Origin of the sequence: Leptospira perolatii, assembly GCF_002811875.1 — a bacterium.
Classification (GTDB): Bacteria; Spirochaetota; Leptospiria; order Leptospirales; family Leptospiraceae; genus Leptospira_B; species Leptospira_B perolatii.
Genome location: NZ_NPDZ01000004.1, coordinates 244,336 through 263,427, shown reverse-complemented (window position 1 = coordinate 263,427; position 19,092 = coordinate 244,336). Strand labels below are relative to the sequence as shown.

The window sequence follows — 19,092 nt, the reverse complement described above, 5'->3', positions numbered from 1 at the left end:
TTTTCTTAATAATCGTGTTCGGAATCTTCTTTTTCGGAGTAACCGGCTTCGTATTTAGAAGCGCATTTTGCCTCAACACGATCCGCGACTAATACACCGTCTTTCCACACTCCATCGACCCTTGCGCGAGTTCCTTCTTTGAACGCGTCAGGTAAGAGAGTAGCTCCTGTAAAAAAAACGGGCACTTCTTTCTCGTTCAGTTGCAAGACGAAGCGGGCGGTTTTTCCTTCTCTCACTACACTTCCTAATTTTACAAAGCCCCGAACCCTCAGCAATTCTTCGCTATTGTATTTACTCGGCTCTGCAGCTAGTTGGGAAGCGTCTAGTAGTGTGTAGGAAGTTTCTTTAGATGAGAAGAATGCAATCGCAGCCAAGGAGACCCCGATTGTTCCTGCAAGTATGGCAAATTTGAGATTCATATGTACTGGTAAATCTAGTCCTTAGACCAAGGAAACCGGAACCTGAGGGGAAGAAAAGTGGAAATACGCTTTCTTAAGCCATAAACGAAGATCCCAATCCTTTCTTTCCAAGCGATCGTAGTATTTTCCAACGAGATAGTAGAAGGGATAAAGGAGTCCAGAGTAATTAAGGAAAGCTTAGAGCGGTAATCCGTAGGCCAAGGATGGATTTTAATTCCAGTATTCTCAAACACCATTAAGGATCTTTTCATATGGAAGGCAGAAGTAATCAGTATCGCCGATTTCCATCGATTCTTTGCGAAGATTTCCTTGGTAAGATCTGCATTTTCCTGGGTGTTCCTGCTTTCGGATTCTAAAACCAAAGCGTGGTCAGGAATTCCAAAAGAACGAAGAAATCGATTTGCGTCCTCTGCTTCGGTTCTGGTTTGAAAAAGCAAGTATCCGGATCCACCAGTGAATACGATTCTAGGAGACTTTCCTGCTTTATACAGGAGCACTGCGTCTGTAATCCGATCCGCGGAAGCAGTGAGTTCCGGCCTATTCGGATAGAGAGCCATATTGTCTACCATTCCACCCAATACTAAAATGGCATCAGTCTTGGGGAGTTCCTTCATTTGTACGGGAGGGAACTCATCTTCTAATCCACGGATCAGCCATTGAGAAAACGAATTCGTAGAGCAGATCCAGAGTAGAATCGTTGGAGCTAGAATTAGATACTTTCCCTTCTTTTTCGGAAGAAAAACTCCGACTAAAAGTAGAAATAGAAGACAGGCCGGTAAAGGGAAAAGGATCAGTCCTCCCAGTTTTGACAGGGAGAAGAAGAGAGTATCCATTCTACTCTAGAAGTTTTCCGGATTTAGCCCAGTTCTCGCGCGAAACCTCATCGATAACGACGTAAGTCGCTTCAGGAGGTTTGTTCGCAACTCTCTGGAGAGTTTCCGTAAATTCTTTTACGATTGTCTGCTTTTGCTCTTTGGTTAAGGGTCCGGCTACTTTTAGATTTATGTACGGCATAATATAAGGTCATGCTTCTAAAAGTTTACGGATCAATCAAATCAAATACGAAGAATTTAACTGCCTGACTTCAATGATTCTTCTTTTTCCAATTGAATTGGTAGAAGCATCAAACGAACTTCGCTGGCTTCCCTTTCTTTAGAGAATGGAAGTGCGTCTACTCCGTATTCTATCGAGTCGGATGGTAATCTTGTATAAGTACCAAAGAGTCTATCCCAAAAAGAAAATATATTTCCGTAATTCATATTCGTGAACGGCTCGTGCTTATGGTGGTGTACCTTGTGCGCTTCAGGAGTGACAAGCACTACAGAAAAAATCCGATCTAACCAAGACGGAAGACGAATATCTGCATGAGTGGATTGTGCAAAAAAAACGGAGATCGTTTGATACAGCAATAATATCCCGGGCGAAACTCCGAGTATCATTACACCCGAAAGAGTTGCGATCACTCTGAGCAATGCCTCTCCAGGATGGTGACGCAGTGCAGTGGTCACATTAATATATGGATCGCTGTGGTGCACCAAATGAAATCTCCAGAGAAACGGGATTTGGTGTTGGAGCCAATGCGGAACGTAAATGCAGAGAAAATCCAAAAACAGGATTCCAAAAATTGCCGAAGCAAAAATCGGCATATTCACTAAATTTAATAGACCGAACTTATGCTCGCTAAAGTAGAAGCTGACCCAGAGTGTAGTCCCCGCAAATAATAGATTGATAAGTAAAGTAGTGATCCAAAAAACCAGGTTGATTCTATTATGTTCAAATGTGGAAAACTCGCTTTTTCTTCGGGTCAAAGATTCCCAGGACCAAAAAAACAAGAATCCTGAGACCAAAAGCGCGGTCCTTTGCCAAGACGGTATATTCGAAAAATAAACAACGATAGATTCCATGCAAAGTCATCCTAAAAAAGCAAATCGATTCATAGGTACTGTTTGACTTGTTTCGCATAGTCTATGTTTGGCGAGAACTAAAATCCTGTGTAGGCTTTTATCTATAACAGTTGCTATATTTAAATCGAAGAATCTTCGGTTTTTTTTCAAAAAATTAAGCCTGCGACAGGTTCGTTCAAGCAAAGAGAGGCAAATTGGGGTAACCTTATTTGTGAATTTGAACTGGGAGTTGCCTATGAGATTTGCAAAGGAAATGGCTTTTTATTCAGCCTACCATCAGGAAAAGAGAAATATTTGGATCCACGTTTTTGGAGTTCCTACGATTACATTTACACTATTCCTGATTACAACTAGATGGGAGCTATTTAGAATCGGGGATCTTCCGATTACGTTTGCGACAGCGTTTGCCGGAGCAATTTTACTCTACTATTTCACACTAGATATCCTGTTCGCCTTGGTTTCTACTGTAGTATTCGGAGCACTGTTGGTGATTGCACATAAAATTACTTTCACTATGGCACCTTCTACGGTTTGGACGATTTTTGGTGTAGCTCAGGTGTTAGGTTGGGGTGCTCAGTTTTATGGACATTTTATTTTTGAGAAGGATAGACCTGCTCTCTTTGATAATTTGTTCCAGGCTGTTGTATCCGCTCCGATCTTCGTAGTCGCAGATGTATTCTTTGAACTTGGATTCAGAAAAGATTTGGAAGCTGAGGTCAAAAAAGTTTTAATAGAAAGAGGAAAACTGAAAACTTTCCAAACTGCGAAAGCACATTGATCCTTTAGGATAATAGAGTTTTTTACTTAGTATCCTAATTAAACACAAAAATGGGCCTTCACTCCTGTATGAGGGCCCAAGAATCTAGAAGGCTGTACTCCGAACATTTTCTTAAACGTCCTACTGAGATGAGCCTGGTCCGCGAAGCCGGCTGCGTGAGCGGCGTCCGTCAGCGTCACACCGTCCTTTAAAAGTTTCGCTGCAGAATGTAATCTCAACCAAAGCTGATACTTTCTCACTGGAAGACCGAGCTGCTCTTTAAAAAGGTGCATAAATCTGGTTTCAGAAAAGCCGAACTCTTTTGCCAAGACCGGAACTGTTAGCGCTTCGGGGAGTGCTTTTTTCATTCGATCCGTAGCGGATAGAATTCGAGGATCTATAGAAACCTTGGTTTGAGTTTTATTTCCGACCGCGCTCAAAATTTCTAAAAACAGATCCAACGCAGAAGAACAATTATAATTTCCTAATAATAGCTCTTTACATTTTTTCTCCAACTCCTTGAGATCATTTTCCGGGATTTTGTGGATCCCGGTTTTTCCGAATCTCTCTTCGATTGGAGCGTAATCCTCGCTATCTGGATCTATTTGTAAAACGATGATGTCGGATTGTTCAGCGTCCAGGCTATGGTGATAGTTAGGACAAACCACTGCTGTTTGAAAAGGAGTCTGCTTCCCTTCCAGGTCAGTGATATGAAATGGAGATCCTACGGAAATCAGAATAGAAACCGCGTAGTGCGAATGCGATTCCGCGGATAGACCTCTAGAAGCAAAAAGAATTCTACCCTCGAAATAGTATAAAACTCCTTTTTGCTCCTCACTCATAATAACCTTTGGTACTACGGAAACTTCGAGATCAAAGTATTTACCTACGTTCCTAAAATCACAATCTTTTTTGCGAGTAAAGTCCGATTCCGTAAAGAGCCATCTACAGATTCATAAAGCTCTTTGGATACGATCCCAGGTTCTCTCGGGCTCTTCGAATGGAAAAAAATGTGTGGAACCTTTCCAGAATTCTAACGATGAATTTGGATTTCCGGACTGAATTCTTCTAGCCGCTTTTGGAGAACAAACTTCGTATTTTTCCGGGATCGTGATATGAGTCTCTGTTTTGATATTACGATATTGAAATAGACTACGTATGCTCGCCGTGCTAAAAATTTTAGCCTCAAGTTGCGGCGGGCAGCATAATATGATCTTGCCGTTTTCTGTCTGACGAAAACAGGACTGCAAATAATCTTCGAAGATCTTCGGGTCCCATCTGGAAAAAGTAGGAGTTCTTCTATATCCTTTTCGAATCAGATCCAGGCTTGCGAATTCGCTTCTTCTAGCTAAGGCGCCTTTGGCGAGTTTCCGACCGAAGATTTTTCCAAGAAGGATTGCAATCGGATCTAAGATTACGGGATCCATAATGATCAACTTTTTGTAAAATTGTGGAGAATGATAGGAGGCTAAAAGTTGACTGGCCCCGCCTAAGGAATGTCCGATGCCGACCAGATTTTTCAGTCCTTCTGTTTCGATTAGTGCAAGAATTTGGTCTCTAAAAAAAGTCCATTCCTTCCAATCTAAACTAACTTGAGATTGTCCGTGCCCGCAAAAATCTAGAGCAAACACTCTGTGAGTTTCAGAAAGTTTTTCGATATAATACGAATAGCAACCAGCAGAAAATCCGTTGGCGTGAGTGATTAGAACTGGAGTAGAATTCTCTGGCCCGGATACAATGTAGGATAACTGCAGGTTCCTAAATTGGAATGTTTTTCTTTTCATCTCAGATTTGCCCTTGATCTTTCGCTTCCTTCTCATGGTATGGAAGAGAAAACAAGCGATGTTTTTTTGCAATCGAGGATAAAACATGAACCTCTCCGTAATTATTGTATTTTGTGTGGCCCTATTCTTCAATGCTCTCGCGAATATTCTTATCAAAGCGAGTTCTTTAGGAGATAAGACCGAAACTTCCGCATCTTCCGGTGGGATATTAGGGTTGATCCAGTTATTTTTGCATCCGGTTTTTTTTGCAGGAATCGCATCTTTTGGAATCGCATTGCTCGGTTATAGATGGGTTTTGGGAAAAGGAATTAAACTATCTCTTGCCTATCCGGTATTTACTTCTGCAGGATTCATCATCGTATTAGTCGCTTCTGCTTTTCTATTTAAGGAAAAATTGAACTGGTCTCAATGGATTGGAATCGGTTGCATTATGGTCGGAGTTTGGCTTACGGCAGGGGAAATGTTCGACTAATTCGAACTCTGTTCATTTAACGATCCCCAAAAATCGATTTGCAAACGGAAACTTAGATCAAAACACTGCTCCCATCTAAATTGGAGGTGGAAGTAGGATGAACCAGGGCCCACTTTCCGGAATCAAAGTCGTAGATTTAAGTTTATTACTCCCAGGTCCGCTTTGCTCCATGTACCTTGGAGATCTCGGAGCAGACATTATAAAAATTGAAAATCCTCGAGCGATGGACGCCACGAGGGTAATGTTTAAAAATCCGAAAGGTGCTCCTTCTTTGTATCTGATGCTCAATCGAAACAAAAAAGCGATCACTCTGAATCTTAAGAAAGAAAGATCGAAAGAAATTCTTTTTAAGCTTTTGGAAAACGCAGACATTTTATTAGAAGGATTTCGTCCAGACGGTCTCTCTAAAATGGGATTGGGGTACCAGGATTTAAAGGATCGATTTCCAAGACTGATCTATTGTGGAATCTATGGATACGGAGACTCCGGAGCTTACAGAGATTTTGCAGGACATGATTTAAATTATCTTTCTTTGTCCGGTGTACTATCTCAGACAGGAAAGGATCCTCAAGCACCTGGCTTTCAGTTGGCGGATATCGGTGGAGGAACATTGACAGCATTGTCCTCGATCCTCGCAGCACTGTACTACAGGGAAAAAACTGGGAAAGGACAAAAGATTGCGGTCTCCATGATGGAGGCTTCTCTGCAATTCATTTCGCTTTACGCCGGAATTTATGCGGCTTCCGGAAAAAGCCCAGAGGGCGGAGCCGAGTTGCTTTCCGGCAAACTTCCGAACTATAACACATACAAAACAAAAGAAGGAAGATGGGTCGCACTCGGTGCATTGGAAGATATGTTTTTCAAAACCTTCTTAAGACAATCCGGCCTAGATGTGCATTTGGAATCCGTGCCTGCGGACGAAAGTCACTTTGGTGAATGGAAGGAACTCCTAAAAAACTACTTCGCTTCTAAAACGTACTCGGACTTAGAGCCAATTTTCCAAAATCCGGACTCCTGCTTGACCCCGGTAAAAACGATGGAGGAGGTCGCAAAGGATCCAATACTCAAATCTAAGGGAATGATTTTGGACAAAAAGCATCCGGAATACGGAGAATATGTACAGTTTGGGTCCCCATTTCCATTTTCGGAGTCACCTGTGACATACAGAACCGAGCCACCTGCTCACGGAGAGCACACAAAGGAAATACTAACTTCTCTCGGATATTCCGAATCTCAAATAGAAGAAATGAGAAAAGAAAAAGTGATCTAATAGCTTGCAGAACGAACGTTCTGTATTTTTTAACTGGCTAGAATCGGCGAATTTAAGCAAATTTGAGAAAAAGTTTCGAATTCTGTCCCATAGAACGTTTTTCGCCCTGTGATTGTCTAAGGTTTTAGTTGATCTAATCGATAGTGTTCAAAAATTAGGATTAGAAACTCTCGTAAGAAGGGACCGAATGTACCAGGAACTCACCGATCAGCAGATTGAAATTAGGGATACTATCCGTAATTTCGTAAAGAAGGAGATTACCCACGAAGTAGCAATTCACTGGGACGAAGAGAATAAGCACCCTGAAGAATTAATCAATAGAATGAGAAGGGAGCTCGGAGTAAACGGCTTAACTATACCGGAAGAATACGGTGGTTGGGGTTTAGGATCCATAGAGCAATGCTTAGTGACGGAAGAGCTTTCCAGAGGATGCTTGGGAATCAGCCTATGTTTCGGTTATACTGGATTGGGAATTTTACCAATCATGAAAGGTGCTAGCCACGAGCAAAAAAAGAAATGGCTGCAACCGATTGTAGACGGCGAGTACGGAGTTTCCTTCTGCCTTTCTGAGCCAGGCGCCGGATCCGACGTTCCGGGCATGAGCACCACAGCCGTGAAAAAAGGCGACAAGTGGGTGATCAACGGAACTAAGCAGTGGATCACCGGTGGCGGAAGCGCAGGAGCCTATACTGTATTTGCTTATACAGATAAAGGAAGAGGAACCCGCGGAGTTTCTTGTTTTTATGTAAAACGCGACACACCAGGTCTGATCGTAGGAAAAAAAGAAGATAAGCTCGGAATTCGTGCTTCTGACACCCGCCAAATCATTTTTGAAGATTGTGCGGTTTCCGAAGAAAACATGATCGGAAAAGAAAATCTAGGATTTATTTACGCTCTCCAGACTTTGAACGCTTCTCGTCCGTATGTTGCGGCGATGGGAGTAGGTGTCGCTCAAGCTGCACTAGATCACGCTTCTAAATATGCACGCCAACGCGAGCAATTCGGATCCAAAATCTCCAGCTTCCAAGCGGTTCAGCACATGTTAGCTGACATGTCTATCGGAGTCGAGACTGCTCGTCAGATCTGTTACCTTTCTGCGCGTATGTCAGATGCAGATGATCCTCGCTTACCAAAGTATTCTGCGATTGCAAAAGCATATTGCTCTGAGACTGCAATGAAATGCGCTCTAGATGCGGTTCAGATTTACGGCGGTTACGGATATACAAAAGAATATCCGGTCGAGAAACTGATGCGCGACGCCAAAATTCTTTGTATCTTTGAGGGAACGACTCAAATCCAAAAGAACGAGATCGCAGCTTATGTGATCCGGGAAGCAGCTTCCGCAAAATAAGAAGAAAACAGATTTTTGCCCGAAAGGGACACCGAGACGCCGGGGATTACACTCCGGCGTTTTTTTTTGAAAGGGTAAGAAGTACAGGCTGATTGCGGAAAAATCTTGAGCAAAGTTCCGGATTTTGACCAGGAAAAACACTTGTGTGAAATAGGCAGAATCGTCTACTCTTGCAGTCCGGCCATCACGCCGAAATAATTTATCGTGGAGTCTCATATGTTCCGAAGAGCGGTATACGTTGTGGCGTTGTTAGCCCTAGTATCCTCATGTACCCCCTCAGCGAAATCGTATAATAATACCATCGTTGCAGAACAGGGAAAGATACTTAATATTTTGATCGAAATGTCCAAGCATTTCCAAACTGATTTAGACAAGGCGGAGAGCTTGCGTGTAGAAATGGTCGCCCAGTGCTCCAAGTCTAAAGAAGCATTAGAGAAGCTTACTTATGACAAAGACGATTACGGCCTAAAGAAAGCTGCGATCGAATTATTCGTGTTCTACGAGAAATCAGGCAATAACGCATTCAAAGAAATGATTGAGCTCTTAAAGAAAGGCGCAAGTATCACTCAAGCTGACGTAGCTAGATTGAACGTGATCGCAAAAGAAATCGGCGAAGAAGAAAAAGGTTACGACGAAAACTTCAAGAAGGTACAAACTGCTTTCGCATCTGCGAATGGCTTTCCATTAGAAGAAAATAAATTGCAAAAAGAGATCGATAGTCTCGGCAAATAAATCGCTATTTGCGTCGCAGTTGTAGGAAAGAGGGACTTTCAAGGTCCCTCTTTTTTTGTACTCTTATTTGTTTTGCGTGTTGGCGATGGACAAGTTTCCTTCCAAATACTCTGCTGCTTCTGAAGCAACTTTGTTGGAAATATAAGGTCCGTTATAGAGCGGGTTCAGTACTTTAAAAAATAGGGTCTGTCGCATATCTTCGGAAACTTGTGCGAGTAATTCGTTTACTAATGCTTCTCTTTTAAACTGTGTCTTTCTTTTAAAACTTTTTTTGACCTGCGTATTCACCTGTTTTTTTCCCCACCGTATGCTGTTATTGGACGGGAATATGTCTAACCGGCTTACGAAGATTTTTGAAAAAATGAGAAACTATATATATCCCGGATTTACTTTTCCAAGACTTCAGATTTTTGAAATTTATATTCTTTAGTGAACGGTCGTTTATTCGATTCTAACGAAATACCCAACGAACCAGTGAAAGCACTGGTTTGGTCCAGGAAGGAACTACAGCCTTTCCAAACGCTGTCTTTGGAAAGAGCAGAAATAGTTCCAATGGAATCAGTTTTCCAGATGCTAAGAGTCCTTCCTTGTCCGAATAAGCGCATAACTTGTCCGGATTTACCAAGGAGTAGATCCTAGAAATTCCTTCTCCATCAAAGAGATAATGCTGCATAAATACAGGCTGATTCTCTGAATACGCGATGATGCTCTGGTTTCCATTGTTCTCGGCAAAATAAAACTCCAGTCCCTTAAGGAATGACCGATTCTTACGAACCCGAAGTAGAAACGAAGCTACTCTTTCTTTTCCTAGAATTGGAATTCTGGCTGCGTGCACTTTTCCTCCTCCATCTGACCAAACCACGATATCTTCCTTTAGGTAAGACAAAAGAAGCTCTGGTTGATCCTTAGAAGAAGCGAGTATGAATTTTCGAACAAGAGTTCTCTTGGTTTCTAAGTCTGCATCGAATTTTCTAGATTCGGATTTCAGTGAGACCTTTGCTCTCTTCAAAATTTGCCTGCAATTATCTGGAGTTTTTCCTATCGCCTTTGCAATGCTCCCGTACTCCATTCCGAAGGATTCTCTGAGCAAAAAAACAGCCCTCTCGATCGGATTGAGCTTTTCCAGCAAATGCAAAAAGGCCAGGTCTAGAGTTTCAAGATCCGGTTCGCTTTCGTCCTGAGGAGGCAAGGGCTCGGGAAGCCAAGGGCCGATATAGGTTTCTCTTTTTCTTTGCGCCTTGCGAAGACTGTCCAAAGAGAGCCTTGCTGCAATCGTAGACAGAAAAGCTTTAGCGGATTTGATTTCTTGTTCTTTGGAACGCTCCCAACGCAGATAGGATTCTTGGACGATGTCTTCAGCGTCCGAAAAACTTCCGGTCATTCTATAAGCGATTCCAAATATTAGATTCTTATAATTTAAGAATTCTCCGAGCCTATCCAAACTTTTTACCTCTGCGCAATCTCTGCCCCAGTTAATTCCAGTTCAGTATCTACAGGAACAAACGAAGGCCATTGATAGAAGTCGATTTTCTTTTCGAGTCTGAGGCTATTTAGCGCAAACTTGCAGACCAATTCCTTAATGAATGCCGCAGGCCTTCCTTTTCGGAAAGCTTTTTTGGGAGTATCGTCTCGGTAAACGGATTGGATGATCCCTTCCTCCCTTCCTAGGCTAACACAGAACATTACGAATCCCAGTGAAAAAGGTCTACTTCCGATTTTAGATTTTCCGCCTAGCAAGTAAGTCAGCCTTTCGGAAAGATAGGCTCCCATCGGAATCGCGGCAGCACACGACATTCTAACATGATTGTACTGTCCTCCCATCGGTCTGATACAATCGCCTGCTCCTAAGATATTTCCACCACTTCTTACTTCCAAAAATTCGTTCACATAGAGTTGTCCGATCTCATTTGTAGGTAGGGACGATTTTTTTGCGATGTTGGATGCATAAAATCCGTTGGAAAGTAGGCAGATATCGTGTGAGATGATTTGTCCTTTCTCGGTTTTGACTTGGTTCTTGGAAAAAGAGACGATTTTGGTATTCTCCAGAAGCTTTGTCCCCCGTCTTAATATTACATCTTTTGTATATTTTGCGCCTTCTTGGCTGAAGATTTTTCCAATGCTTCCCTTATCGACCAAGGTGATTTCTAAGCCTGGATAGGTCGCAGCGAGCTCCGTGGTGGATTCTATTCCAGTTAGTCCGGCGCCGATGATTGTGATTTTTGCATTCGGATTCTTCACCAAATATTCTCTCACTCGTTGGCAGTCGGCTTCGCCTGCTACGCTCGCGTAGTCTGGAGTCAAACTGTCTTTTTGGGGGCCTGCCATTCCGAGGGTGTAAGCTAGATAGTCAAAGCGGACTCTTTCTCCGTTCTCGAGCAGAAGTTGGTTTTGGCTCGGTAATATTTCTTGGATTCTAGCGATTTGCAATTTTACACTTTTATGAAGTAGTTCTCTGACTGAATAAGTTTTTTGTTTCGTGCCCGCCAGAACTTGGTGATTTCTGATTTTTTCTTGAAATTCAGATTTGTCAGTCACCATCGTAATTTCAATCGACAATCCTTTTCTTGCCAAACGATTTGCTGCTGCGATTCCCGCGTATCCAGCTCCTGCTATTAAGACTGATTTTTTTTCCATGGGTTTCCTCCCTTCTGATACAGGAAAGACGCTCCGGGGATAAGAGTTTGTGACAAAGCAGGATCAAATTATTAAGCGAAATCTTCGAAGATTGATTTTGGCACCTTGTCGCTGTTCCGTCGAAGAAAGGTTCTTACAAAGCTTTGGTCTTAGAACTGTTCTAATTGCCGGTTGACTTCAAATGCTGGAAGGAAATTCTAGTGAAAGGGCATGAATATGAAATATGCAAGTTTCGCATTTTCCCTACTTCTCTGGCTTGGTTCGTTGAACTACTGTAAGCCGGAGCCGCGACCAATTCCGGAATTGGAGAAGTTCGTTGTGAAAAACGTAATTCATCCGAGTTCCAATCCTTACAATCCGGATAAAATAGAACTAGGAAAGTACTTATACTTTGATCCTAGGCTCTCCTTAAAGCAAGATACTAGTTGCGCTTCTTGCCATAATTCTGAGTTACAGAATCTAAATGTAGGAACTCCTAGAAACAAGATTCATAATCAAATTTCTCCCAAACTCACAAACGTAGCTTTGTACAAGGATGTATTTCAGGACCCTCATGCAAAAGATCTAGAGGATATCGTAAAGGATCGATTGCACTCAGAGATCATGCTCAAGAACGAATCCGTAGTGTTACAAAGACTATCTGCGATTCCGAAGTACCGGGAGCTTTTTAAAAAAGCATTCGGATCTGAGGAAGTAACTACAGAAAGAATCGTTTTAGCTCTATCTGCATTCGAAAGGACTATTGTCAGCAAGAACTCCAGATTTGATCGCTTTGTCATGGGTGATTCTAATGCGCTAACGGATGCGCAAAAACGAGGCTGGGAAGTTTTTCAAAACAAAGCAAAATGCGTACAATGCCATAAAGGGCCGAATTTTTCGGATTCTAAACCGCACGCTATCGGGCTTTCGGGTGTTTCGGATAAGATGAGAACTCCTACGTTGAGGGATGTAACCCGCAAAAAAGCTTTTATGCACAATGGTGAATTTACTTCGATCGAAGAAGCAGTGGATCACTTTACTAGAGGGGGTCAAGCGGGTGCGACAAAGGATCCTCTTTTAAAGCCTTCGATATTATCCGAAGAAGAAAAGAAAGATCTGATCGAATTCTTGAGAGCCTTGGAAGGCGAGACGATCCAGCTAGAAATTCCGGAGATTCCTAAGGCTTAGTACTAGGTTCGGGAGAATACTTACTGAGTTCATGGATGATCTGTTGGACATCCACTCCGAATTTTTCGAATACGTAATTCTTTGCTAAGTCATAGCGAATTAAATCTACGTTAAAGTTGATCTTTGCCTGAGCAACCAGCAGTTCGGATTGTATCAAATTGTCCAAGGCAGATTTTACTAGCACCGCAGTAAATCTACCTTGGTTGAATCTTTGTTGGATTCCTCGATAGAATTTTTCCGCCTCGTCTCTACGTCTCTTAGCCGCATCTAATAGTTCGGAGCCCGCCATGATGGATTCGTAACGGTTTCCTAACTCTTCTTTGATCTGAACTTTCAGCTCTTCTTCTTGCTTCGCAAGTACATCCACTTTGATTTTGGAATCCCTGATATCCGTTTTGATGCCAGTGTCAAAGAGCGGATAAGAAAGCTGGAATCCTGCGCTCATCTCTGGATATTTAAAGGACTGAATTCCTTTTTCCGGATCTATAAAGTTTGATTGGGGGTTCAGAAAGGTCTGGCCCCGACTTGAGTAAGTGCCTGTGATTTTCAAGGAAGGCATATCTTCGTCTTCCTTCACCTTTAGTTCGGTCCCGGCGACTTCCCTTTGTCTTTGCAGGTTACGAAGATCGATGCGATGGGTCAGGGCGTATTCATAATCTTTTTCGAGATTAATGTCTTTGGGGACATGCTCGGACAAGTCTGTAATACCTGCCACCTGAGAGGAAGGATCCGCATTTAATACACGAACCAGATTTCTCTCCGCCTCTCTTCTGGCTAATTTTGCCCTTTCCAGGTTATTCTGAGTTTGTGTCAGTGCGGAATTCCACTGATTGACTTCGAATGCTTCAGAGAGTCCTAGGTTCCTCTTTCGGATCGTCAGGTCCCGAATGTTCCGAGTGTTTTTCTCAAGTTTCTCAAAGGTTTCTACCTGAGAATCGTACACGCTCAGAGTCCAGTAATCTACTAGGGTTTTAACTACTAATTGCGAGAGTATATAGATTAATTCGTCCCGTTTAATCACGGTATTCTGTTTTAGAATCTTCTGACGCTCCTTCTCAGTGCGTCCAAAGCTGTATTTCAGGAGTTCTTGGCTCAAAGTTAAAGACAGGGCGCCAGTGTACTGAGGGGGAGCCGCGAGTACTTTTCCGAAGGCTCCGAGAGTGTTGTTCGTAGCGGTTTCAAATGCGTTCGAGTCGAATCGGATCGTGCTCGCTTCCAAACTAAAATAGGTTTGGGTCTGAAACTGCTTTTGGACTCCAACAGCGATCCTATCGTTAGAAATCTTAGTACCACTTAGTACGTTGTTTCGGTTGAATGGCAAATTCGTTCTTACTGTGGAAAACGAACCGACCATTGTCCATGCATATTGGGATTCGTTTTTCAGCTCACCAGAATCGGATTTTACGAATTCCATCTTGGCATTCTTTACAGTAATATTATTCTCAAGGACATAATTTACAGCTTCTTTTAAGCTGAGATGTAAAACCTTTGTTTGACTTTGGTCGGTGGATTGATTTTCTTGAGAGAACATCGGAAGTGTAATCAAAATGTTTCCGACTAGGAAGTGGATCAGAGAATATTTCCGAATAACCGACTGAATGCGTTGCATGAGTACTTGTTCTTCCTTGGAGCAAGGTTTTAAATTTGGAAGAATTTGCCAAATCGAAAAATATGTACACAAACATTAAACTATCGTAAAAAAATGGAATCAGAAGAAAAGAAACCAAACCGACTCGTGTCTGAAAAGAGTCCTTATCTACTTCAGCATGCCTACAATCCAGTGGACTGGTTTCCTTGGTCAAAGGAAGCATTCAAAAAAGCAAATGAAGAAGATAAGTTAGTCTTCCTTTCCATCGGTTATGCGACCTGCCACTGGTGTCATGTGATGGAGCATGAATCTTTTGAAGACAAAGAGACCGCTGAAATTCTGAATCAATATTTTATTTCGATAAAAGTGGACCGAGAAGAAAGGCCGGATGTGGACAGAATTTACATGGACGCACTGCAAGCAATGGACCAGCAAGGTGGTTGGCCCTTGAATATGTTTTTAACTCCTGAAGGAAAGCCGATTACTGGCGGAACTTATTTCCCACCTGTTCCAAAATATGGGAGAAAAAGCTTTAAAGAAGTATTAAAAATTTTGCATGAACTTTGGAAAGAAAAACGCGAGGAGATTATTACTGCCTCTTCGGAACTTGCCGCTTATCTTAAAGAATCCGAGGAATCAAAGGCAAGTTCGGCGTCTTCTGAAACTGATTTGCCAAAAGTAGAAGCATTTAATGAAGCATTTCGAATGTTTGAAAGATTTTATGACCAGGATTACGCCGGATTTAAGACCAATCTTACGAACAAATTTCCTCCGAGCATGGGGCTTTCCTTTTTGCTAAGGTACTATAAATCTACCGGAGAACACCGAGCTTTGGAAATGGTGGAAGAAACTCTTACTTCCATGAAAAAAGGAGGAATCTACGACCAAGTAGGAGGTGGCTTGAGCCGTTATTCTACGGATCATTATTGGCTTGTTCCGCATTTTGAAAAAATGCTCTACGATAATTCCTTATATATGGAAGCACTCGTTGAGTGTTATCAGAGTACGGGGAACGAATTCTATAAAGAAGCGGTATACGATATTTTAGATTATTTGAATCGAGATATGCGCTTGCCCGGTGGCGGAATCGCGAGCGCCGAGGACGCTGATTCTGAGGGAGAAGAGGGCAAATTCTACGTTTGGAGTAGAAAGGAATTTCGGGAGATATGCGGTCCGGATGCCGATTTATTAGAAGAATTCTGGAACGTATCCGAAAAGGGTAATTTCGAGAATCATAATATTTTGAATGAATCATTCCGCTTGAACTTCGCACGTAAAAAAGGTTTAGAACCTCGTGAACTAAAAGAAATCATCTCCAGGAATAAAGAGAAGCTCTTGCAGAGAAGATCGGAAAGAATCAGACCATTGAGAGACGACAAGGTGATACTTTCTTGGAATTGCCTCTACATTAAAGCGGCCTCTAAGGCTGCTTTAGCGTTCGGGGACGGGGAACTTTTACGGTCTGCAGAAGATACTTATAAATTCTTAGAGAAGCATCTAAAGAGGGAAGACGGTAGACTACTTCGAAGGTTTCGGGACGGAGAAGCTAGATTCCTTGCATATAGCACCGATTATGCGGAATTCGTTTTGGCTTCTTTGGCTTTATTCCAGGCGGGTAAGGGGACCCGGTATTTGGAAAATGCGATTCGAACGATAGAGCAAGGAATTCATTTATTCCGGTCGAAAGCAGGAGTGTTTTACGATACTGGAGTAGACTCGGAAGGGGAGGGACTTCTCCGCAGGAGCGTGGATTCTTACGACGGGGTAGAGCCTTCTGCGAACAGTTCCTTTGCCCTCGGATTCGTAATACTTTCTAAGTTAGGGATCGATAGCGAAAGATATTTAAGCTTTGCAGATTCGATTTTTACTTATTTCAAATCAGAGTTAGAAACAAGAGCATTAAATTTTTCCTATATGCTAACGGCGTATTGGCTGAGGACGAGTCAGTCAAGAGAACTCGCTGTCGTTTACTCTTCCCCCGAGGAGCTCCTACCAATTTGGAAAGGAGTAGGAAGTTTGTTTTTGCCGGAGACCGTTTTGGCTTGGGCTACCGATAAGGAAGCCGAAGAATCCGGGAATCGAATTCTTTTACTTAAGAACCGTACTTCTAAAGGGAAGGTGCAAGCTTATTTGTGCAAGAATTACGAATGCGATCTTCCTGTGAGTGATTGGGAAGCGCTTCGAAAAAAATTAGTCTAGTTCGATTCGTTCTGCGTCCCGCCAGAGTCTGTCCAAGTTGTAGAACTCTCTTTTTTCGGGGGTCATAATATGTACGATGAAGTCTCCGTAATCCAAAAGTGTCCAACCCGACGACGCGGAAGCACCTGTTTTGTCAGTTTCCTTGTGAGGAAGTTTAAAACTTTTTAATGCCTTCTTTATTTCTCGAGCGACTGCGTTCGCCTGTACCGAGGAGTTAACAGTGCAGATGACGAAATAACTGAGATAGGAGTTTACCGATTCCAAATTGAGTATAGTGATCTCCTCGCATTTCTTATCCATCATGATTTTATGAATCGTCTTCAGGACTTCGGGTGTTTCTTTTGGCTGTTTTTTGCGAGGCGGGGTCATTCTAAAGGCTATATTCCGAATTATTATTTCTTAGGTTCGATATCGGCTCCCACTAAAACAGTGGAGTCCATTCCCAAATCTTTTCTCAGTACGTGATGAACTTTCGCTTTTTCCAGAACTAAGGATATCTTGTCAGAAATCGCGGTGTTCCCCGAGCGATCTAGGATTACGGTTTTTTTTACGTCTTTGATCCAAGCATTATCAGTAGATAAAACTTTGATTCGTTTATCAGCTAAAATTCCTCTTACGTCTTTTGCCAGTCCGGGGATTTCGGTACCGTTGAGAACCTCAGTGCGAGCAAATTCCCCGTCTGCAAAAATTTCGGTTCCGATATCCTTTTGGAATTTGCGAAAGGATGCGGCGGCGCGGGCGAGGTCCACTTTGAGATAAAGACGTTTCGTTTTTGGATCCTGGGCAGGTTCGCCCGGGAGCTCAGTGATTCCAAATGATAATCGACGGGAAGTAGCGAAACGCAAAAGAGAATAGAAATCTTCTTTAGAAAAATCTGAATCAATGAGCGAGTAAACCAGTTCTGACCAAACCGGATTTAGAAGTTCCCTATTTTCATAAAGAGTTTCGTACAAAGTCAGTACTGCGCTTTCTTGGCGACTGATTCTATCTAAATAATCTAATGTCTCTTTCTTATCCATGTAGGAAATATAATTATATGCATCTTCTCCGGAATAAGGGTAGATTCCCGGAATCCGCACATAGATCGGAGAGCTTCTGATCGTACGGCTGTCGGTATAGATAGGAAGTCCTCCAAGCAAATCCACAATTTTGATAAACGAATTCGCTTTTATCTTTATCGTGTACTGAGGCTTCGATCCTAGGATCTCCTGCAAAGCGTCTAGAACCGCGGAGGCCCCTCCCGATTTTTTGATTTCCAGGCTATCGTCCGGATCATCGAAAGTGGTAATCGGATGAATGAAAAACAATCCGACTCTATCTTGAGAAGGGAGTAAAGTAGCTAAAACTCCGAATTCGTAGGTGTCGTCATCTGCGACTGCGTGCACTAAAAAGTGGATCGGCTTTCCCGTGCTGATTTTTTCGTCCAGGCCGGTGCGTCGAAGATTTCGAAACAAAAAGAAAAGTACTGCGACGACTAGTATCCCCGAGGCAATCCAAAGCGGGAGAAAGTTAAAAGGCTTGGAGTTACTCAATTGTTCCCTCGGATTCCATTCAGACTCTAAAATCCCCCATGTCAATTGGATATTTTTTCGAGAGCAGAGTTGTATATCTCGAAGGTTTTAGGATGTATTTCTTTTTGGTTTTCGAGCAGATCCATAAGAGTGTTTTTTGCCTTATTGAATACTGCAAAGAATAGATTTTCTTTGGCCTGTCTTCTCCATTCTTGGTACTCAGGCTTTCTCTCGGCAAATTCCGAACCTAAGAAGTCAGAAGCATACAAAATATAGTCTAGCTGACTTAGATCTGTTCCACCAAGAGTATGGTTTCGGACTGCGCTGAATACAGTTTCGTTTTGTAACCCGTATTTTTCTTTTAGGTAATAGGGAGCAGACCTAGCGTGCCAAGCCGGTTCAGGCAAAGTCGGCCCTTCTTTGTCTCCTGCCGCATTAAATAGGGCAAGATGGAATTCCTTCGATTTTTGCTTTGTGATGTCGTGTACGATTCCAGCAAGATAAGCCAAATCGGACAGATCTGGTGTATAGATGGAGGCTAGCTCTCTCGCAATTTCGGCCACCTTTAGGCTATGTTCCCATCTCGAAGTTGTGATCTCTTGCGGAACGATCTTCCGAAAATACTCGATTTGATCTTGGATTGTTTGCATCTCAAAAATGGCTAAGTATAGTAACCTGATTTCAGAATGATATTCCAAACTAAGTCGGAAAGTTCAATAGGTTTCTTTTTCTCTTGGATGGCCTGAGGAAGGTACTTTCTTAAATCGGAAGATGCCGCCGGCAGGAGCCGATTTTCCAAAAATAGGATCTTCTGTTTGTACTTTGCCAAGTTTTGATTTTCCGGAATTAGAGGGGAGGTCCTTCGAAATACCAGGAGCAAAAGAATCCGATCTAGGATGCTTTCCCAATTCCTCCATCGGTGAAATTCAGAGTAATTGTCTTCCCCAATCAACAAGGCAAATTTTTTTGTCGGAAGGATTCGGTCTAATTCGCATACAGTTTCGTACGTATAATTTTTTCGATTCGACCGTAATTCCCAGTCCCAAATTCTGATTTTGGATAAACCGGAAAACTCAGCACCTAACATCGATAATATGAAATCGGGTGAGTTTGCTTGATTTTCTTTCCAAGGAGAATGATAGTTAGGTACAACGATGAGTTCTTCAGAATTAGGAAATTTCTGCAGAAAATGTTCGGCAATTTCTCGATGTCCTATATGAGGTGGATCAAAACTTCCGCCAAAGATTCCGGTAATAGATGACTGATAAATAGAGCTCATAGAGAATTCGCTGCAGAGTTCGGTG

The 19,092-nt window shown here is 42.5% G+C and carries 21 protein-coding genes; 7 read left to right on the top strand and 14 right to left on the bottom strand.

Features of this window, described 5'->3' with window-relative positions; genetic code table 11:
- Positions 1 to 5 precede the first annotated feature (5 nt).
- The 4 genes from CH373_RS08980 to CH373_RS08965 are packed head-to-tail and all read right to left on the bottom strand — an operon-like array spanning position 6 to position 2,323.
- Positions 6 to 419, bottom strand: coding sequence for a cytochrome c maturation protein CcmE domain-containing protein (locus CH373_RS08980; protein ID WP_100713912.1), 414 nt, complete (start codon positions 417 to 419; stop codon positions 6 to 8).
- A gap of 14 nt (positions 420 to 433) precedes the next feature.
- Positions 434 to 1,252, bottom strand: coding sequence for a YdcF family protein (locus CH373_RS08975; protein WP_100713911.1), 819 nt, complete (start codon positions 1,250 to 1,252; stop codon positions 434 to 436).
- Between the two features lies 1 nt (position 1,253).
- Positions 1,254 to 1,433: a tautomerase family protein gene (locus tag CH373_RS08970; RefSeq protein WP_100713910.1), complete on the bottom strand. Its 180-nt coding sequence runs from the start codon at positions 1,431 to 1,433 to the stop codon at positions 1,254 to 1,256.
- Between the two features lie 56 nt (positions 1,434 to 1,489).
- Positions 1,490 to 2,323 (bottom strand): sterol desaturase family protein, encoded by an 834-nt coding sequence (locus CH373_RS08965; RefSeq protein ID WP_100713909.1) that lies wholly within the window; start codon positions 2,321 to 2,323, stop codon positions 1,490 to 1,492.
- 235 nt (positions 2,324 to 2,558) lie between these two features.
- On the opposite strand from CH373_RS08965, the gene CH373_RS08960 reads away from it, so the two are divergent.
- Complete coding sequence (locus tag CH373_RS08960) at positions 2,559 to 3,101, top strand: Mpo1 family 2-hydroxy fatty acid dioxygenase (protein WP_100713908.1); 543 nt, start codon at positions 2,559 to 2,561, stop codon at positions 3,099 to 3,101.
- Positions 3,102 to 3,139: 38 nt separating this feature from the next.
- Here CH373_RS08960 and CH373_RS08955 read toward each other — a convergent pair whose 3' ends face one another.
- Both CH373_RS08955 and CH373_RS08950 read right to left on the bottom strand, forming a co-directional pair.
- Entirely contained in the window at positions 3,140 to 3,922 is a 783-nt protein-coding gene (locus tag CH373_RS08955; protein ID WP_100713907.1) for a helix-turn-helix domain-containing protein, read from the bottom strand.
- A gap of 111 nt (positions 3,923 to 4,033) precedes the next feature.
- On the bottom strand, positions 4,034 to 4,864 hold the full coding sequence (locus CH373_RS08950; RefSeq protein ID WP_100713982.1) for an alpha/beta fold hydrolase: 831 nt from the start codon (positions 4,862 to 4,864) through the stop codon (positions 4,034 to 4,036).
- Positions 4,865 to 4,949: 85 nt separating this feature from the next.
- Here CH373_RS08950 and CH373_RS08945 point away from each other — a divergent pair, with 85 nt between their 5' ends.
- The 4 genes from CH373_RS08945 (at position 4,950) to CH373_RS08930 (ending at position 8,689) form a co-directional block, all read left to right on the top strand.
- A complete protein-coding gene (locus tag CH373_RS08945) occupies positions 4,950 to 5,336 on the top strand; it encodes an SMR family transporter (protein ID WP_100713906.1) in 387 nt (128 codons plus the stop codon).
- 97 nt (positions 5,337 to 5,433) lie between these two features.
- Entirely contained in the window at positions 5,434 to 6,606 is a 1,173-nt protein-coding gene (locus tag CH373_RS08940; protein ID WP_100713905.1) for a CaiB/BaiF CoA transferase family protein, read from the top strand.
- Positions 6,607 to 6,793: 187 nt separating this feature from the next.
- Positions 6,794 to 7,957: an acyl-CoA dehydrogenase family protein gene (locus tag CH373_RS08935; protein ID WP_100713981.1), complete on the top strand. Its 1,164-nt coding sequence runs from the start codon at positions 6,794 to 6,796 to the stop codon at positions 7,955 to 7,957.
- Between the two features lie 216 nt (positions 7,958 to 8,173).
- Complete coding sequence (locus tag CH373_RS08930; RefSeq protein ID WP_125169980.1) at positions 8,174 to 8,689, top strand: LIC11966 family surface protein; 516 nt, start codon at positions 8,174 to 8,176, stop codon at positions 8,687 to 8,689.
- Positions 8,690 to 8,752: 63 nt separating this feature from the next.
- Here CH373_RS08930 and CH373_RS08925 read toward each other — a convergent pair whose 3' ends face one another.
- The 3 genes from CH373_RS08925 to CH373_RS08915 all read right to left on the bottom strand — a co-directional run bounded on the left by CH373_RS08925 (position 8,753) and on the right by CH373_RS08915 (position 11,323).
- Entirely contained in the window at positions 8,753 to 8,977 is a 225-nt protein-coding gene (locus tag CH373_RS08925) for a hypothetical protein (RefSeq protein ID WP_100713903.1), read from the bottom strand.
- A gap of 163 nt (positions 8,978 to 9,140) precedes the next feature.
- Positions 9,141 to 10,130, bottom strand: a complete 990-nt coding sequence (locus CH373_RS08920) for a sigma-70 family RNA polymerase sigma factor (RefSeq protein WP_165778804.1) — start codon at positions 10,128 to 10,130, stop codon at positions 9,141 to 9,143.
- A gap of 5 nt (positions 10,131 to 10,135) precedes the next feature.
- On the bottom strand, positions 10,136 to 11,323 hold the full coding sequence (locus CH373_RS08915) for an NAD(P)/FAD-dependent oxidoreductase (protein WP_100713902.1): 1,188 nt from the start codon (positions 11,321 to 11,323) through the stop codon (positions 10,136 to 10,138).
- A 210-nt stretch (positions 11,324 to 11,533) separates the two neighbouring features.
- Between CH373_RS08915 and CH373_RS08910 the strand changes: the two genes are divergently transcribed.
- The gene (locus CH373_RS08910; RefSeq protein ID WP_100713901.1) at positions 11,534 to 12,490 is read left to right on the top strand and encodes a cytochrome-c peroxidase; all 957 of its coding nucleotides are present in this window, start codon (positions 11,534 to 11,536) and stop codon (positions 12,488 to 12,490) included.
- On the opposite strand, the gene CH373_RS08905 is transcribed toward CH373_RS08910, so the two are convergent.
- Positions 12,480 to 14,099 carry a TolC family protein gene (locus CH373_RS08905; protein ID WP_100713979.1) on the bottom strand — a complete coding sequence of 540 codons (1,620 nt, stop codon included), beginning with the start codon at positions 14,097 to 14,099 and terminating at the stop codon, positions 12,480 to 12,482. The genes CH373_RS08910 and CH373_RS08905 overlap by 11 nt on opposite strands.
- Before the next feature lie 93 nt (positions 14,100 to 14,192).
- On the opposite strand from CH373_RS08905, the gene CH373_RS08900 reads away from it, so the two are divergent.
- A complete protein-coding gene (locus CH373_RS08900) occupies positions 14,193 to 16,277 on the top strand; it encodes a thioredoxin domain-containing protein (RefSeq protein ID WP_100713900.1) in 2,085 nt (694 codons plus the stop codon).
- Here CH373_RS08900 and rsfS read toward each other — a convergent pair.
- The 4 genes from rsfS to nadD are packed head-to-tail and all read right to left on the bottom strand — an operon-like array spanning position 16,269 to position 19,067.
- Complete coding sequence (gene rsfS, locus CH373_RS08895) at positions 16,269 to 16,646, bottom strand: ribosome silencing factor (protein ID WP_100713899.1); 378 nt, start codon at positions 16,644 to 16,646, stop codon at positions 16,269 to 16,271. The two genes, CH373_RS08900 and rsfS, sit on opposite strands and share 9 nt — an antisense overlap.
- Positions 16,647 to 16,669: 23 nt before the next feature.
- A complete protein-coding gene (locus tag CH373_RS08890; protein ID WP_423789779.1) occupies positions 16,670 to 17,854 on the bottom strand; it encodes an LCP family protein in 1,185 nt (394 codons plus the stop codon).
- Complete coding sequence (yqeK, locus tag CH373_RS08885) at positions 17,851 to 18,438, bottom strand: bis(5'-nucleosyl)-tetraphosphatase (symmetrical) YqeK (RefSeq protein ID WP_100713977.1); 588 nt, start codon at positions 18,436 to 18,438, stop codon at positions 17,851 to 17,853. Before yqeK ends, CH373_RS08890 begins: the two co-directional genes overlap by 4 nt.
- A gap of 11 nt (positions 18,439 to 18,449) precedes the next feature.
- Complete coding sequence (nadD, locus tag CH373_RS08880; protein ID WP_341476345.1) at positions 18,450 to 19,067, bottom strand: nicotinate (nicotinamide) nucleotide adenylyltransferase; 618 nt, start codon at positions 19,065 to 19,067, stop codon at positions 18,450 to 18,452.
- Positions 19,068 to 19,092: the final 25 nt, after the last annotated feature.